This window comes from Halopseudomonas sp. (assembly GCF_038130085.1).
Taxonomy (GTDB): domain Bacteria; phylum Pseudomonadota; class Gammaproteobacteria; order Pseudomonadales; family Pseudomonadaceae; genus Halopseudomonas.
Genome location: NZ_JAYPMU010000003.1, coordinates 67,897 through 82,552 on the forward strand (window position 1 = coordinate 67,897; position 14,656 = coordinate 82,552).

Genomic DNA, 14,656 nt, shown 5'->3' on the forward strand with positions numbered 1-14,656 from the left:
CCGCTCAGGCTTGGCTTTCCGAGTTTTCTGCACTGCGCGCCACCTGCCGGATCGACAGTCGCACCTCGGCGCTGAGCACGCGCTTGGCGGTGTTCTCGGCGATGTCTTCCAGCCCTGACACGTAACTCAGGCGGCCCTCGTCGTCGGCACTGAGAACCTGCTCGTCGGTCAGGCGCTGGATGAATTGGCGGAACAGGGTCTTGTCGAAGAACTCCGGGGCGTTCAACCCATGCAGGATGGAGAGGCGCTGGGCCATCACCGTGCAGCGGGCCTCCAGTTGTTCGGCGGTCTGGCTGCCGTTCGGGAAGTTCAGCAGCAGCGCGGAGACCATATAGAAGCGTTCCAGTATCTGGATAATGCTGCGCGACAGCAGACTGAGCATGACGAACTCGGCCGAACTCAGGTCCGGGCGTTGAATCTGGCCATCGGCTTCGCGCAACAGTTGTTGCGCGATCAGGCTGTTGATCCACTGCTGGATCACCTCTGGCAGCTCGTGCTCTTTCCAGCGCAGGAACAGCTCACCCTGCAGATACGGGTAAATACCCATGACCAGGCGTTCGATCTGTTCGCGGGTCATGCGCGGATTATTCTGGAACAGGCAGGCGATCAGTGCGGGCAGGGCAACCAGATGCAGCACGTTGTTGCGGTAATAGGTCATCAGCACTGCCTGCGGCTCATCGAGTCGCATGATCTCACCGAGTGCGTCGGACTGGCGGTCGATCATCTGCATGGCTTCGACGTGCTCAATCATCGCCTGCCCATCGATGCTCGGCAGGGTCACGCCGCTGCTGTAAGGCACCGCCTGCAGCAGTGCCTTGTAGCGGTCCAGTGCTCGGGCCAGCGAGGTTTCATCCAGCGCCAGGCGTGCGGTGGACAGCATTACCAGAGCAACCATGTTGACCGGGTTGACGTCGGCGGCAGCGCTGATGCCGCTGGTCAGCTCGCGGGCCAGGGTGTTGGTGGTGTCGTTCAGCCAGGCCGGGCGATAGTCCGGCCCCATCGACTGGTTGCGCCAGTCTGGCTGTTCGCGGTCAAGGAAGTCGGCCAGCGCCACCGGTTCGCCAAAATTGACTGCCACCTGACCGAAACGCAGCTTGAGTGCTGACAGCACGCGGAAGATATCGAACACCGACTCCTTCTTCTTGGCCTGGCCGCGCAGCTCGCCGAGGTAGGTGCGGCCCTCCAGCACGCGCTCATAGCCGATATAGACCGGTACGAAAACGATGGGGCGGCGCGAGGAGCGCAGGAAACTGCGCAGGGTGATTGCCAGCATACCGGTTTTCGGGCTGAGCATGCGGCCAGTGCGCGAGCGGCCCCCTTCGATGAAGTACTCGACCGGGAAGCCACGGCCGAACAGAGCGTGGAGATATTCGTTGAACACCGCGGTGTAGAGTTGATTGCCTTTGAAGCTGCGGCGCATGAAGAAAGCGCCGCCGCGGCGCAGAATGCCGCCGATCACCGGCATGTTGAGGTTGATGCCGGCGGCAATGTGCGGCGGTGTCATGCTGTTGCGGAACAGCAGGTAGGACAGCAGCAGGTAGTCGATGTGGCTGCGATGGCAGGGCACATAGATGATTTCGTTGCCGCGGGCGATGTCCTGAATTGGCTTGATGTTGTTGACTCGGATGCCATCGTACAGCTTGTTCCAGAACCAGCTGAGCACCACCTCCAGAAAACGGATGATGGTGTAGGTAAAGTCCGAGGCGATCTCGTTGGCGTAACGCGCGGCCATGGCCTGCGCCTTGCTCTCGTCGATACCCTTTTCACTGGCCTCGCGGGCGATCGCGGCCCGCACCTGCGGGGCGTGCAGCAGGCCCTTGAGCAGGGTGCGGCGGTGGACCAGCTCCGGGCCGACAACCGCGGCGCGTTGCTGGCGGAAATGCACGCGCAGCACCCGGTTGACCCGGCGCACCGCGCGCTGCTGGTCCATACCGGGCTCAAGCAGGGTTTGCAGCGGCACCTGCGGGCCAAAGTGCACGCGTACCATGCGGCCCTGCAGCAGGATCGCGAGGAACTTGCGCAGTCGGCCACCCATCCAGTTCCAGGCAAACAGCAGCTTCAGGGCGGATGATTCACTGTCCGGGGACTGGCCCCAGAACACGGTGATGGGCACCAGTTGCATCTCGGCGGCACCGGTCAGTGCACAGTCCAGCACCTTGCCCAGACGCGGTGACTGCCCGCGCGGGTCTGGGCGACCGACCCAGGAACGTTCCCGGCTGAGAAAAACGTAGGAGTCGCGCTCGTCCAGCGGTGGCAGCGGGGCGCGGACCGGCCGCGGCAGACCAGCGCGGACGCACTCGCGGTCAGCAACGATCAGGTCACTCAGCGAGCGGTAGGGCAGCACATAGATTACCGGGCGCTGCGGATCAATGCCGATGTCATCGCCTTCGCCGATGCGGCGGGAACGCGCCCACAGATACAGCAGGCGGCGAGCCAGACCGAAACGCAGACGACCGAACAGGGAAGAGTAGGAGGCAGGCATGGACATCTCTGAGGCAGCGTTGGCAATGGCCGGGTGGCGCATTGCGAATTGCTGCGAATTTTAGCTGGTTTGCCGGCGGCTCGCAGCCCGTCGTGATGGCGGCAGGCCTCTTGGGCAAAAGGTTCGCTTGAAATGCACCGGGGGGATTCATATAGTCACTGCCTCGTGCGCATCCGTATCCTGCCGGAGGTGGGGCATTTTGCCTCTCGCGATTGTGAACCACTGCACAGTCGCATTGTCGTAAACCGACGTGGATATCAGGGGCGACCGCTGGCCGTAGAAGCCAGCCGCAGACCGCGCGAAAGACCATTCTGGGGGAATAATAAAAGGCATGATAAGCATAAACAGCCTGACCAAACGTTTCGGTGACCACGTCGCCGTCGACAATCTGTCGTTTGACGTCAAGCCGGGTGAAGTGCTCGGTTTTCTCGGACCCAACGGGGCCGGCAAGTCCACCACCATGAAGATGCTGACCGGTTTTCTGACGCCTGATGGCGGTTCGGCTTCGGTCTGCGGCTTCGACATTCAGAGTCAGACCCTGCAGGCCCAACAGAAAATGGGTTACCTGCCGGAAGGGGCGCCCTGTTACGGTGACATGCGCGTCCAGGGTTTCCTCGAATTTATCGCCAATGTTCGCGGCCTGAGTGGCGCTGAGCGCCAACGTCAGGTGCAGCGCGCCGTTGAACAGGTCGAACTGCAGGACGTACTCGGCCAGCGTATCGAGACGCTGTCCAAGGGTTTCAAGCGCCGTGTTGGCCTCGCCCAAGCGATTTTGCACGATCCGCAGGTGCTGATCCTCGACGAACCCACGGATGGTCTGGACCCCAACCAGAAGCATCAGGTACGCCGGCTGATTCAGCAGTTGGCCGAAGGCAGCAACAAGATCGTGGTGATTTCCACCCATATCCTCGAAGAAGTCAGTGCGGTCTGTTCCCGTGCTGTGATCATCGGGAAGGGTCGTCTGCTGGCTGACGGTACGCCGGATGAGCTGGAAGCGCGTTCGCGCTATCACCAGGCGGTCACCCTGTCGCTGGCCCAGCCTGCAGACAGTGGTGCGCTCGAGCTGCTGCCCGGCGTAGCTGCGGTTGAACGCGCCGCGGATGGTCTGGCGCTGACCGTATTGGCCAAGCCGGGCGAGGTGATCTTCCCGGCGGTCGGTCAGCTGGCGCGTGAGCAGCAATGGCAGGTCAATGAGCTGTCGGTAGAGCGCGGTCGTCTGGACGACGTGTTCCGCAGTCTGACGTCGGGGGAATCGGCATGAACAACCTGGGTGTAATTTTCCGCCGCGAGCTGGGCAGCTACTTCGCCACGCCGCTGGCGTATATCTTTATCGTCATCTTTCTGGTCATGGCATCGCTGTTTACCTTCGATGTGGGCGGCTTCTACGAAGCGGGCCAGGCTGACCTGATTGCCTTTTTCAACTTCCACGCGGGCCTGTACCTGTTCCTGATCCCGGCGGTCGCCATGCGGCTGTGGGCCGAGGAGCGCAAGTCGGGCACCATCGAATTGCTGATGACTCTGCCGGTATCGCGCAGCGCCATGGTGCTGGGCAAGTTCCTCGCGGCGTGGGTGTTTGTCGGTATCGCGCTGGTGCTGACCTTCCCGATGGTGTTGACCGTTAACTACCTGGGTGCGCCGGATAACGGGGCGATCCTGACCGGTTACATCGGCAGCTGGCTGATGGCCGGCGGCTACCTGGCCATCGGTTCCTGCATGTCGGCGCTGACCAAGAACCAGGTCATCGCTTTTATCCTCAGTGTGGTGGTGTGCTTCCTGTTCGTCGTCAGCGGGGTTTCCATGGTGCAGAACGCCTTCAGTGGCTGGGCACCGCAGTGGGTACTCGATACGCTCGCCTCGTTCAGCTTCCTGACCCGCTTTGAAGCGATCAGCAAGGGTGTGCTGGATGTGCGCGATCTGCTGTATTTCTTCTCGCTGATGGGCGCCTGGCTGCTCGCGACGGCGGTTGTCATCGACCTGAAAAAGGCCGACTGAGGAGCTGACTCTATGAAACGTCTAATGTATTCCGGTGCCGGCCTGCTGGTACTGCTGCTGGCCTTTTTTGCCTTCAACATGGCGACTAACGTGCTGCTCCCGGGCGCACGTCTGGATCTGACCGAGCAGAAGCTCTACACCCTGTCTGATGGCACCAAGCAGATTCTCGACGAGCTGGATGCGCCGATTGATCTGTATTTCTTTTTCTCCGACTCGGCGAGCAAGGACCTGACCGTCCTGCGCAACTACCAGCGCCGGGTGGAAGAAATGCTCAAGGAGTATGAGCGTCGCGCTGATGGCCAGATTCGTCTGCACATCATTGATCCGGAGCCGTTCTCCGAGGCTGAGGATCGCGCTGCCGAGTTTGGCTTGCAGGCGATTCCGCTGAGTGACAGCGGCGAGTCGCTGTACTTCGGTCTGGCCGGTACCAACGAGCTGGCCCAGCGCGAGGTGATTCCGTTCTTTGCGCTGGAACAGGAAGGCATGCTCGAGTATGAGCTCAGCCGTCTGGTCAGCACGCTGGCCAAGCCGGACAAGCCGCAGATCGGTCTGATCACCGGCCTGCCGGTAGATGGTGGCATGAATCCCTACACCCAGCAGCCTGATGCGCCCTGGATGTCGCTGGAGCAGGTACGCCAGGTGTTCGACGTGAAGCCGCTGGCGGCGGATATCGACAGCATTCCCGAGGACATCGGTGTGTTGCTGCTGATTCATCCCAAGGCGCTGAGCGAGTCGGCGCTGTATGCCATCGATCAGTTTGTGCTGCGTGGCGGCAAGCTGCTGGCCTACGTCGACCCCTTCGCGGAAGCTGACCAGGGTATGGAGGCGATGATCGACGGCATGGCGGACGGCAAGGCATCCGATCTTGGGCCGCTGCTAGCGGCCTGGGGCGTAGCCTACGACCCGACCAAGGTGGTCGTTGATGCGCAGCTGGGCATGGCCGTAGGGCGTGGCCCCGGTCAGCGCCCGGCACGTCATATCGGCTGGCTGGAAGTGGAAGCGGCGCAGATCGACTCCGACGATACCATCACCGCCCCCCTGCAACTGCTGACCTACGCCACCGGTGGCGCACTGGTGCCGGTTGAAGGGAGCGAGACCGAATTCACTCCGCTGATGCAGAGCACGGCGCTCAGCGCGCTGATGCCCAGCGATGCCTTCTCGACCTTGCGTGATCCGGAAGACCTGCTCAAGGGATTTGCGCCGGACGATAACGTCTACACCCTTGCTGCCCGCCTGCAGGGGCCGGCCAAGAGCGCCTACCCAGAAGGCATGGAAGGGCATGAGCCGGGTCTGACGCAGGCGGACAACATCAACGTGGTGGTCATCGCCGACACCGATATGTTGACTGACCGCATGTGGACGCAGGTGCGCGATCTGTTTGGTCAGCGTATTGCCCAGCCTTGGGCGGAGAACGCCGGTCTGCTGGTCAATGCATTGGACAACCTGTCTGGCTCGGAGGCGCTGATCAGTGTTCGCTCGCGCGGTGACTTCAGCCGTCCGTTCACGGTGGTTGAAGAGCTGCAGCGCAAGGCCGAAAGCCGCTTCCGCGCCAGTGAGGAGCGTTTGCAGCAGCGCTTGGCAGAAACCGATCAGAAGCTCGCTCAGCTGCAGCAAAGCCAGGATCCGGGTCAACTGACCGAGCTGACTACCGAGCAGCGTGACGCCATCCAGTCGTTCCTCGACGAGAAACTGGCGATTCGCAAGCAGCTGCGTGACGTGCGTTATCAGCTCAATGCCGACATTGACGAGCTGGGTACGCAGCTTAAGTGGATTAATACTGCGGCGGTGCCGGCGCTGCTGACGCTAGGCGTGCTGTTCTGGTGGCTGCTGGGTCGCGTCCGCCGTAAACGCTGAGGAGACGATATGCGCAGGATTATTCTTATCGCATTGGCCGTGATCGCGGCAGCGCTGGTGGCCGTCGCCCTGCAGGTTCGCAACAGCGACCGGGTGAGCGATCTGCAGAGCCACCCGCTGCTGGATGATCCGCAGCTGGCCGAGCTGGCTGTCGTTGAGCAGATTGAACTCGCCCACGCTGGGCAGCAGGTTGTGCTGCAGCGTGACGGCGAAGCCTGGACGGTTGCGAGTCGCGACCATTTTCCGTTGCAGCGTGAGCGCCTGGCAGCCCTGCTGCTGGCACTGCGTGAAGCGCGGGTAATCGAGGCAAAGACCTCCAACGCCGATTACCATGCGCGTCTTGGCCTGACCGAGGGTGAAAGCAGCGACAGCGCCCTGCGCGTCAGCGTGAAGGCAGGTGATGGTGGCTTTGGCGTGCTGTTCGGCAACAAGGTCGGTAGTGATCAACTGGTGCGTTTTACCGGCCAGGATCAGGTCTGGCTGGTCAACCGAGCGTTAAGCATGTCGGCTAACCCGCAAGACTGGCTTGACTTGCAGGTCAGTCAGATCCCGTTGGAGCAGGTCGCTACCGCGCATTGGCGTTATGCCGATGGCGAGGAGCTGCAGCTCGACAAGGCCAGCGAGGGTGATTACAACTTCAAGCTTGCCGACGGTGAGGGTGCCGGCCACGAGCGCGAGTTGAACTCCATGGTGCTGGCGCTGGCGGACCTGCGGGCGCAGAACGTCGCGCTGCGCAGTGCCAAGCAGCTCGGCGAGCCGGTGCTTGGCATGCAGTTGAGCAGTTGGTCTGGCGCGACGCTCGCCGCGTCGCTGTACGATGTTGACGGCGCCTACTGGCTGACCATTGATCAGCTCGGCCAGAGCGAAGAGAGCCCGCTCAAGGTCAACAGTGACGCACGTTGGGCATTCCAGCTGGGTGTCGCTCAGCACGATCGCATGGTGTTGCGCCATGCTGATCTGAAAGCCGCTGAGCAGGCTGCCGAGCAACCCGCGCAGAACTGACCTTCCTCAAGGCAGCCGTTCGCTTGAGCGGCTGCCACCTCTTGGCGCTACTTGCAGCGCCGAACCCTTGAACTAGACTCGAAAAACGACCACCGGGTGCGCGTATCCGGCGGTCGCGCACGCGTTGTCCGCGGGCGGACAGCGGAACAGATCAGGTATGACGAGGATTGTGGTAATGGCAGAGCGTGAGCAGGGGACCGTGAAGTGGTTCAACGATGCCAAGGGTTTTGGTTTCATTCAGCGCGAGTCTGGCCCGGATGTGTTTGTGCACTTCCGTGCGATTCGCGGTGACGGTCACCGCACGTTGGTAGAAGGGCAGAAGGTTGAGTTCACCGTCTCGCAGGGCCAAAAGGGCCTGCAGGCAGAGGACGTCACCAAGCTGTAACCGGCTTTACCTCGATTGAGCGGCTGCTTGCAGGTGGCCGCGTTTCCTTCCGGCGGAGGTTTTCCTGCGCCGCGTCTGCTTTTTGCTGTCTGTTATTCGACAGCGCGCAACTGAGCGCGTAGCCAGCGATCAAATTCGCCGGCGGGTAATGCCCCGTTTACCCGCGCTACTTCCTTGCCCTGATGGAAAACAAGTAGGGTCGGGATGCTGCGGATGCCAAAGCGTGCAGCCAGATCAGGGGCTGCCTCGGTATCGACCTTGAGAAACCGCGCGCGGGGCTCGTGTTGGCTGCAGCTTTGAACAAAGGTCGGGGCGAACTGGCGGCACGGCCCGCACCAGGCCGCCCAGAAGTCGACAACCAATGGCAGGTCGGCACTGGCATGTCGGGCAAAGCTGACAGCGTCAACCGCGCTTGGTTGTCCGGTGAACAGGGGCTTCTTGCATGCGCCACAGGTGGGTGCGGCAGACAGGCGACTGGCATCCAGTCGGTTCTTGCGGTGGCAATGGGGACAGCAGATCAGCATGGTATTTCCTCCGGCGTTACTCCCTTGGTTGGGCAACGCCGGCGGAATTTCAAGGTCGGAGCCGCAAGGTCAGCTGCGTCGATCCTGCCATTGACGCTGCAGCTCGATAAAGGTCAGCGACGCGGACCAGGTCACCAGCACCAGGCCGGTGAGTGATTCGGTACCGTACAGAAAACGAATATGCCCGGTTGGCGTCAGGTCGCCGTACCCCAGCGTGGTATAGGTGGTTGCCGACAGGTAAACAGTCTCGAACAGGGTGATCGTATCCAGCCCTGCTATGCCACCTTGCTCGGGCATCTGCAGCAGGATGAAAGCGCCCATGCCGAACAGCCAGATCTCGGCTATGTGGGTAAACAGCAGCACGAAGATCATGCTCAGGATGCGCGGCCGCTCGCCCATCGTGGTGACGCCGAGGAACCGATGCAGCCGTGACAGTACTTCGTAGTGCACTACCACTGCCAAGGCGGCGATCAGGCAGCTGCCGCCGACCATGATCAGGTGAAATCGATCGATGTCGGGAATCAGTGTCACTTATTGGGCCCAGAGAAATTCATTTTCGCCGTCGTCATTGACCTTCAGCCAGCGGTCAGCATCGGCCTCGCCATCGGCCTCTTCCCAGCCTCCGACCGAGCAGCGCACTTCGTGGCCGATGGCTGCGTGGACGGCGCGGGCGCAATCGCGGTCGCTTTCCCAGGGCGTCGCATCGCTGTCAAACCAGATGCTGGCCCACTTGCCGGCAGCCTTGCGCACAACCATCAGCGGGATGGCCTGATCGGCGTGCAGGGTGCCGTGCTGGGTCAGCCCCTTGGGGGCGTCCAGCGTCAGCGGCCCCATGACCTTGTGCAGCCAGTCCAACAGGTCGGTGACGTGGTCGTCGCGCAGGTAGATCTCGATATCGGGTTGGCGCACGGCTACTCCTTGGCGTGTTCTTGGTATCAGCAACGTTCCAGCATGATCATCTGCATGGCCACTTCGAGCCCCTCAATGCCTTGCTCGGCGATGGCCTGCTGGCGTTCGGGGCGGCTGCGCACGCCGTGCGGCGTCATGCCAATCAGATTGCCCAGATCTTCACTTGTCAGCTGCAGAGGATAGCGCAGGGTCTGCTCGGAGGCGATGCGCAGGCCGTCCGGTAATGCCTTGATCAGCGCTGGTGTCGGGTGGATCTGGTCGTACAGCCGTTCGCGCAGGGCCAACAGGTGGTCGCTGTGTGGGCCGACGATCAGAATGCGTCCGCCCGGCTTGACCGTGCGCAGGCATTCGTCGGCAGACCACGGGCTGAATACGCTCAGGGCAGCGTCCAGGCTCTGGTCAGCCACCGGCAGACGGGCGCTCGAGGCGACCATCCAGCGGATGCTGCGGCTGCGTCGGCAAGCCTTGATGATGGCGTCCTTGCTGATGTCGAAGCCGCCGATGGCGGTGTCGGGCAGGGCGCGGGCTAGGCGTTCGGTGTAATAGCCCTCACCACAGCCCATGTCGAGCAGGGTCTGCGGACTGGTCTCGGCGAACAGCTGATTGATCGCGTCACTGACCGGCTGGTAGTGGCCGGCGTCCAGGAACGCCTGACGACAGGCCAGCATCTGCGGGGTATCGCCCGGCTGCTTGCTGTTCTTGAACTGCACCAGCAGCAGATTCAGGTAGCCCTGACGGGCCTGGTCGTAGCTGTGGCCAGCCGGGCAGCTCCACTGGCGCTCAAGGTTGCTCAGCGGCGCGTGGCAATGGGGGCAGATCAGTTGCAGCATCAGGTCAGCAACCGTTCCAGGGTGACCTGATAGATGTCGGTCAGCAGGTTCAGGTCATCGGCCTTGATGCACTCGTTGACCTGATGAATGGTCGCGTTGACCGGACCGAGTTCAACCACCTGGGTGCCCATGGTGGCGATAAAGCGGCCATCCGAGGTTCCGCCGGAGGTGGACGGCTGGGTGTCACGGCCGGTGACCTGCTTGATCGCTGCCGAGACCCCGTCGAGCAAGGCGCCGGGTTCGGTCAGGAACGGCAGGCCGGAAACCGTCCAGTGCAGCTCGTACTCCAAACCGTGGGCGTCCAGCAGGTTGCATACACGTTGCTGCAGACCTTCGACGGTGGATTCGGTAGAAAAGCGGAAGTTGATCAGGGCTTCCAGTTCGCCCGGCACTACGTTGGTGGCGCCGGTACCTGAGTGAATATTGGAAATCTGGAAACTGGTCGGCGGGAAGAAGGCGTTGCCTTCATCCCACACCTCGGCGGCCAACGCGGCCAAGGCCGGAGCAGCCAGATGAATCGGATTGCGCGCCAGGTGCGGATAGGCCACATGACCCTGCTTGCCGCGAATGACCAGACGGGCGTTGAGTGAGCCGCGGCGGCCGTTCTTGACGATATCGCCGACCAGTTCGGTGCTGGAGGGTTCGCCGACGATGCACCAGTCGACCTTCTCGCCGCGCTCCACCAGCGTTTCGACCACCTTCACGGTGCCGTCGGTGGCGGGGCCTTCCTCGTCACTGGTGATCAGAAAGGCGATGGAGCCCTTGTGATCGGGATGCGCGGTCACGAAGCGCTCGACGGCCACGACCATGGCGGCGAGGCTGCCCTTCATATCGGCGGCGCCGCGGCCGTGCAGCATGCCGTCGCGGATTTGCGGAATGAAGGGATTGGTCTGCCATTGGTCTACCGGGCCGGTTGGCACCACATCGGTGTGACCGGCAAAGCACAGCACCGGACCTTCGCTACCGCGCCGCGCCCACAGGTTGTCGACCTCGCCGAAGCGCAGCGGCTCCAGCTCGAAACCGACCGCCGCCAGTCGCTCGCCCATCAGTTGCTGACAGCCAGCGTCTTCGGGGGTAGTGGAGTTGCGGGAGATAAGGTCGCAGGCCAGCTGCAGGGTAGGAGATAGCTCGGTCATGGTTCCGGTTCGTCTGGGCAGAGGAAGGCGCCATCATACCAGAGTCACCGGGGCACAGCTCAGATCCGGGTGCCGGGCCAGCGCGCCCGACGCCATGCGCGGCGCTGTTTCTTGTCGAGGAAGGTCCAGGCCAGCAGGCGGCTGCGCTTGCTGCCCTGGCCCATGTCGATGATGCGTACGTCGGTGGCGCCAAGATTGTGCAATTGCTCGGGCAGCGTCTTCAGGCTATTGGTGCTGGCAACCAGCGTCGTGAACCAGAACACCTGCGAGGCGCAGGTCTTGCTCTGCTCGGCCATACGGCGAAGGAATCCTGCCTCGCCGTCGCTGCAGTACAGCTCGTTGGCGCGGCCGCCGAAATTGCGCCCGCCGGGCTGCTTGCCGAGTCCTTGCCACTTTCGCTCATTGGCCTGCCGGGCCTCGGCGGCACTGGCGTAGAACGGCGGGTTGCAGAGGGTGAAGTCGAACTGCTCGTCGGCGCCGATGATGCCGTCGAAAATGTTGTTGGGGTCGGTTTGCAGTCGCAGCGCAATCTGTTTTTGCCGCGCCGGGTTGGCCTTGAGTATGTGTTCGGCGTTTGTCAGCGCATCGGCGTCAATGTCGCTGCCGACAAACTGCCAGCCGTATTCGGCGTTACCGATCAGTGGATAGATCAGGTTGGCACCGGTACCGACATCCAGGCCACGCAGCCGCTCTCCGCTGGGGATAACCCCGTCGTGGCTGCTGGCAAGCAGGTCGGCCAGGTGGTGGATAAGATCGGCGCGGCCGGGGATGGGCGGGCACAACGCTTCTTCCGGGATCTGCCAGCCATCAATGCCGTACCAGTGCGTCAGCAGAGCACCGTTGAGGCAGCGCAGGGCGGCCGGATCAGCAAAGTCGATGGTTGTCTGTCCATCCTTGCCCTGGCGGATAAAAGCCTTTAATGGCGGGCACTTACGGGCAAGAAGGGGGAAGTCGTAGCGGCCCTGATACCGGTTGCGTGGATGCAGTGCTGTTGGCTTGGACGGGCGGCGCGACATGTTGACTCCTGAACTGGATGTGGAGCATCCCACGCTGATGCCGGATTGTCACCCGTTGTGCACAGAAGCTGGGGATGATGCTGTGGATAACTTCAGGATATCCGGGGCAATCCCATATAGACCGGTGTCTGCACAAGGCTGGTTGTTTTCTGCGCAATGCAGCGGCGAATGGCGCTGGTATACTGTGCCGCCGCAGGAGGATGCCCATGATTACCGAAGACCCCCGTTTTGCTGGAATTGGCCGTTTGTATGGTACGGATGCGCTTGCGCGTCTGGCGGCCAGCCATGCGGTGGTTGTCGGGATTGGCGGCGTCGGTAGCTGGGTAGCTGAAGCGCTGGCTCGCACCGGGATCGGTCGGATCAGTCTGATCGATATGGACGAGGTCTGCGTCAGCAACGTCAACCGCCAGCTGCACGCGCTGGACGGTCAGGTCGGCAAACCCAAGGTTGAAGTAATGGCCGAGCGTCTGCGGGCGATCAGTCCGAGCTGCGAGGTGCGCGCGGTGATGGATTTTGTCACGCCAAATAACCTGGCCGAGCTGATTACCGACGACATCAATTGCGTGGTGGATTGCATCGACAGCGTTAACGCCAAGGTAGCGCTGATCGCCTGGTGCCGGCGCCGGAAGATTCCGGTCATCACTACCGGTGGGGCGGGTGGGCAGATCGACCCGACGCAAATTACCGTGGCGGACCTCTCGAAGACGGTCAACGACCCGCTGGCCGCCAAGGCGCGCTCGCTGCTGCGCCGCGATCACAACTTCCCCCGTGCCGACAGCAAACGCAGTTTCGGGGTGCCCTGTGTCTACTCCAAAGAGCAACTGCGCTATCCCAAGCCCGATGGTAGTGTCTGCACGCAGAAGTCATTTGTCGGTGAGGGCGTGCGTCTGGACTGCTCTGGCGGCTTCGGCGCGGTCACCATGGTCACCGCTACCTTCGGCATGGTGGCAGCGGCGCAGGCGGTGCAGCGGCTGCTGCGCTGAACTCAGGGTGTGAATGCAAAAAGCCCCGCGTCGTCTCCGGCGCGGGGCTTTCTTATCCAACCAACCAACCGAGCGCGGGCTCAGTTGTGGGCGTGCAGCATGTCGTTCAGCTGAATCGCGCTCTTGTTGGTCTTGCACTCGATGGCGCCAGTCTGCGAGTTACGGCGGAACAGCAGGTCGGACTGGTTGGCCAGGTCGCGCGCCTTGACGATTTCGACCAGATTGTCGGCGTCGTCCAGCAGTGCCACCTTGATGCCGGCGGTGATGTACAGGCCGGCTTCAACGGTACAGCGGTCACCCAGCGGGATACCGATACCGGCGTTGGCGCCAATCAGGCAGCCTTCGCCAACGGAGATGACGATGTTGCCGCCACCGGACAGGGTGCCCATGGTCGAGCAGCCGCCACCAAGGTCGGAACCCTTGCCAACGAAGACGCCAGCAGAGATGCGGCCTTCAACCATGCTGGTGCCTGCGGTACCGGCGTTGAAGTTGATAAAGCCTTCGTGCATGACCGTGGTGCCTTCGCCAACGTAGGCGCCCAGGCGCACGCGCGCGGTGTCGGCGATGCGGATGCCGGCCGGGACGACGTAGTCGGTCATGGACGGGAACTTGTCGATGCTGTGCACAACCAGCGACTCCCCCTTCATGCGGGCAGCCATCTGGCGCTGCGGCAGTTCGCTGATGTCGATCGCGCCCTGGGTGGTCCAGGCGACGTTCGGCAGCAGCGGGAAGATGCCGGCCAGTACGACACCGTGCGGCTTGACCAGGCGGTGCGAGAGCAGGTGCAGCTTGAGGTAGGCCTCAGGAGTGGAGCTGGGTGCCTCGTCGCTGGCCAGGATGGTAGCGACCAGCGGGCGGCTACTGTCGGCCATTTGTGCGACCAGAGCCGCCTGCTCGCTGAAACCGGCCGCATTCAGTGCCTGGCTCAGTGCGCCGCATTGGCTGGCGGCGAAACCGATTGCCTGGTTGCCTTCGGCGTAACCAAGCTCGGCCTTGACGACGTCGATCAGGGCGTTGCCGGGGTTGAGCAGGGGCTGAGGATAGAACACCTCCAGCCAATCACCTGCGCTGTTCTGGGTGCCGATGCCAAAGGCCAGACTGAAACATTCACTCATGGGGCGGTTCCTTTGATGCTAGTGCTATGCATTGGATTCAAACGCGCTGGCGTACCACTCCGGCTTGAAGCCGACCAAGCGCTGCGAGCCGATATCCAGTACCGGTCTTTTTATCATTGAGGGGTTGGCTTGCATCAGCGCAACCGCCTTGTCTGTATCGATGTTTTCCTTGTCCGCATCATCGAGCTTGCGGAAGGTGGTGCCCTTGCGGTTGAGGATTACTTCCCAGCCGTGCTCGGTGCACCAGGCATGCAACCGTTCGGCGTCAATGCCTTGGGTCTTGTAGTCGTGAAACTGGTAGTCGACGCCATGCTCATCCAGCCAGGTGCGGGCCTTTTTCATGGTGTCGCAGGCCTTGATGCCGTAGAGAGTGCAAGTCATTGATTTATAAAGGGGTAAAACAGTCTCCCCAATTCTCCCCAAAATGT

15 protein-coding genes are annotated in these 14,656 nt (G+C 62.2%); 6 read left to right on the forward strand and 9 right to left on the reverse strand.

The annotated features are described in order from the left end of the window. Nucleotides 1-4 precede the first annotated feature (4 nt). Nucleotides 5-2,482 carry a glycerol-3-phosphate 1-O-acyltransferase PlsB gene (gene plsB / locus AAFM31_RS03240; protein ID WP_341706471.1) on the reverse strand — a complete coding sequence of 826 codons (2,478 nt, stop codon included), beginning with the start codon at nt 2,480-2,482 and terminating at the stop codon, nt 5-7. 331 nt (nt 2,483-2,813) lie between these two features. Here plsB and AAFM31_RS03245 point away from each other — a divergent pair, with 331 nt between their 5' ends. The 5 genes from AAFM31_RS03245 (at nt 2,814) to AAFM31_RS03265 (ending at nt 7,715) form a co-directional block, all read left to right on the forward strand. Continuing rightward, nucleotides 2,814-3,743, forward strand: coding sequence for an ABC transporter ATP-binding protein (locus tag AAFM31_RS03245; RefSeq protein ID WP_341706472.1), 930 nt, complete (start codon nt 2,814-2,816; stop codon nt 3,741-3,743). Continuing rightward, nucleotides 3,740-4,474 carry an ABC transporter permease gene (locus tag AAFM31_RS03250; protein WP_341706473.1) on the forward strand — a complete coding sequence of 245 codons (735 nt, stop codon included), beginning with the start codon at nt 3,740-3,742 and terminating at the stop codon, nt 4,472-4,474. The genes AAFM31_RS03245 and AAFM31_RS03250 overlap by 4 nt, the downstream gene beginning before the upstream one ends. 12 nt (nt 4,475-4,486) lie before the next feature. Beyond that, entirely contained in the window at nt 4,487-6,328 is a 1,842-nt protein-coding gene (locus tag AAFM31_RS03255) for a Gldg family protein (protein WP_341706474.1), read from the forward strand. Between the two features lie 9 nt (nt 6,329-6,337). Further along, on the forward strand, nt 6,338-7,330 hold the full coding sequence (locus AAFM31_RS03260) for a DUF4340 domain-containing protein (RefSeq protein WP_341706475.1): 993 nt from the start codon (nt 6,338-6,340) through the stop codon (nt 7,328-7,330). A gap of 175 nt (nt 7,331-7,505) precedes the next feature. Continuing rightward, the gene (locus AAFM31_RS03265; protein WP_341706476.1) at nt 7,506-7,715 is read left to right on the forward strand and encodes a cold-shock protein; all 210 of its coding nucleotides are present in this window, start codon (nt 7,506-7,508) and stop codon (nt 7,713-7,715) included. Nucleotides 7,716-7,807: 92 nt separating this feature from the next. Here AAFM31_RS03265 and trxC read toward each other — a convergent pair whose 3' ends face one another. From trxC to rlmF, 6 genes are all read right to left on the reverse strand, one after another. Next, nucleotides 7,808-8,239 (reverse strand): thioredoxin TrxC, encoded by a 432-nt coding sequence (gene trxC, locus AAFM31_RS03270; protein ID WP_341706477.1) that lies wholly within the window; start codon nt 8,237-8,239, stop codon nt 7,808-7,810. Nucleotides 8,240-8,308: 69 nt separating this feature from the next. Further along, entirely contained in the window at nt 8,309-8,770 is a 462-nt protein-coding gene (locus AAFM31_RS03275; RefSeq protein ID WP_341706478.1) for an ion channel, read from the reverse strand. Next, nucleotides 8,771-9,148, reverse strand: coding sequence for a hypothetical protein (locus AAFM31_RS03280; RefSeq protein WP_341706479.1), 378 nt, complete (start codon nt 9,146-9,148; stop codon nt 8,771-8,773). 26 nt (nt 9,149-9,174) lie between these two features. After that, nucleotides 9,175-9,978 (reverse strand): putative RNA methyltransferase, encoded by an 804-nt coding sequence (locus AAFM31_RS03285; RefSeq protein ID WP_341706480.1) that lies wholly within the window; start codon nt 9,976-9,978, stop codon nt 9,175-9,177. Then, the gene (gene dapE / locus AAFM31_RS03290) at nt 9,978-11,114 is read right to left on the reverse strand and encodes a succinyl-diaminopimelate desuccinylase (RefSeq protein WP_341706481.1); all 1,137 of its coding nucleotides are present in this window, start codon (nt 11,112-11,114) and stop codon (nt 9,978-9,980) included. Before dapE ends, AAFM31_RS03285 begins: the two co-directional genes overlap by 1 nt. 59 nt (nt 11,115-11,173) lie before the next feature. After that, nucleotides 11,174-12,130, reverse strand: coding sequence for a 23S rRNA (adenine(1618)-N(6))-methyltransferase RlmF (gene rlmF / locus AAFM31_RS03295; RefSeq protein WP_341706482.1), 957 nt, complete (start codon nt 12,128-12,130; stop codon nt 11,174-11,176). A 200-nt stretch (nt 12,131-12,330) separates the two neighbouring features. Here rlmF and tcdA point away from each other — a divergent pair, with 200 nt between their 5' ends. Next, nucleotides 12,331-13,113: a tRNA cyclic N6-threonylcarbamoyladenosine(37) synthase TcdA gene (gene tcdA / locus AAFM31_RS03300; RefSeq protein WP_341706483.1), complete on the forward strand. Its 783-nt coding sequence runs from the start codon at nt 12,331-12,333 to the stop codon at nt 13,111-13,113. Between the two features lie 80 nt (nt 13,114-13,193). On the opposite strand, the gene dapD is transcribed toward tcdA, so the two are convergent. Both dapD and AAFM31_RS03310 read right to left on the reverse strand, forming a co-directional pair. Continuing rightward, entirely contained in the window at nt 13,194-14,228 is a 1,035-nt protein-coding gene (dapD, locus tag AAFM31_RS03305; protein ID WP_341706484.1) for a 2,3,4,5-tetrahydropyridine-2,6-dicarboxylate N-succinyltransferase, read from the reverse strand. A 24-nt stretch (nt 14,229-14,252) separates the two neighbouring features. Continuing rightward, nucleotides 14,253-14,609: an ArsC family reductase gene (locus AAFM31_RS03310; RefSeq protein WP_341706485.1), complete on the reverse strand. Its 357-nt coding sequence runs from the start codon at nt 14,607-14,609 to the stop codon at nt 14,253-14,255. Nucleotides 14,610-14,656 lie beyond the last annotated feature (47 nt).

What these genes read in the sequence shown, in the direction of transcription:
- dapD (WP_341706484.1), bottom strand. Translation starts at nt 14,228, where the DNA reads ATGAGTGAATGTTTCAGTCTGGCCTTTGGCATCGGCACCCAGAACAGC.
- rlmF (WP_341706482.1), bottom strand. Translation starts at nt 12,130, where the DNA reads ATGTCGCGCCGCCCGTCCAAGCCAACAGCACTGCATCCACGCAACCGG.
- AAFM31_RS03265 (WP_341706476.1), top strand. Translation starts at nt 7,506, where the DNA reads ATGGCAGAGCGTGAGCAGGGGACCGTGAAGTGGTTCAACGATGCCAAG.
- AAFM31_RS03255 (WP_341706474.1), top strand. Translation starts at nt 4,487, where the DNA reads ATGAAACGTCTAATGTATTCCGGTGCCGGCCTGCTGGTACTGCTGCTG.
- tcdA (WP_341706483.1), top strand. Translation starts at nt 12,331, where the DNA reads ATGCCCATGATTACCGAAGACCCCCGTTTTGCTGGAATTGGCCGTTTG.
- AAFM31_RS03310 (WP_341706485.1), bottom strand. Translation starts at nt 14,609, where the DNA reads ATGACTTGCACTCTCTACGGCATCAAGGCCTGCGACACCATGAAAAAG.
- AAFM31_RS03245 (WP_341706472.1), top strand. Translation starts at nt 2,814, where the DNA reads ATGATAAGCATAAACAGCCTGACCAAACGTTTCGGTGACCACGTCGCC.
- AAFM31_RS03285 (WP_341706480.1), bottom strand. Translation starts at nt 9,978, where the DNA reads ATGCTGCAACTGATCTGCCCCCATTGCCACGCGCCGCTGAGCAACCTT.
- trxC (WP_341706477.1), bottom strand. Translation starts at nt 8,239, where the DNA reads ATGCTGATCTGCTGTCCCCATTGCCACCGCAAGAACCGACTGGATGCC.
- plsB (WP_341706471.1), bottom strand. Translation starts at nt 2,482, where the DNA reads ATGCCTGCCTCCTACTCTTCCCTGTTCGGTCGTCTGCGTTTCGGTCTG.
- AAFM31_RS03250 (WP_341706473.1), top strand. Translation starts at nt 3,740, where the DNA reads ATGAACAACCTGGGTGTAATTTTCCGCCGCGAGCTGGGCAGCTACTTC.
- AAFM31_RS03260 (WP_341706475.1), top strand. Translation starts at nt 6,338, where the DNA reads ATGCGCAGGATTATTCTTATCGCATTGGCCGTGATCGCGGCAGCGCTG.
- dapE (WP_341706481.1), bottom strand. Translation starts at nt 11,114, where the DNA reads ATGACCGAGCTATCTCCTACCCTGCAGCTGGCCTGCGACCTTATCTCC.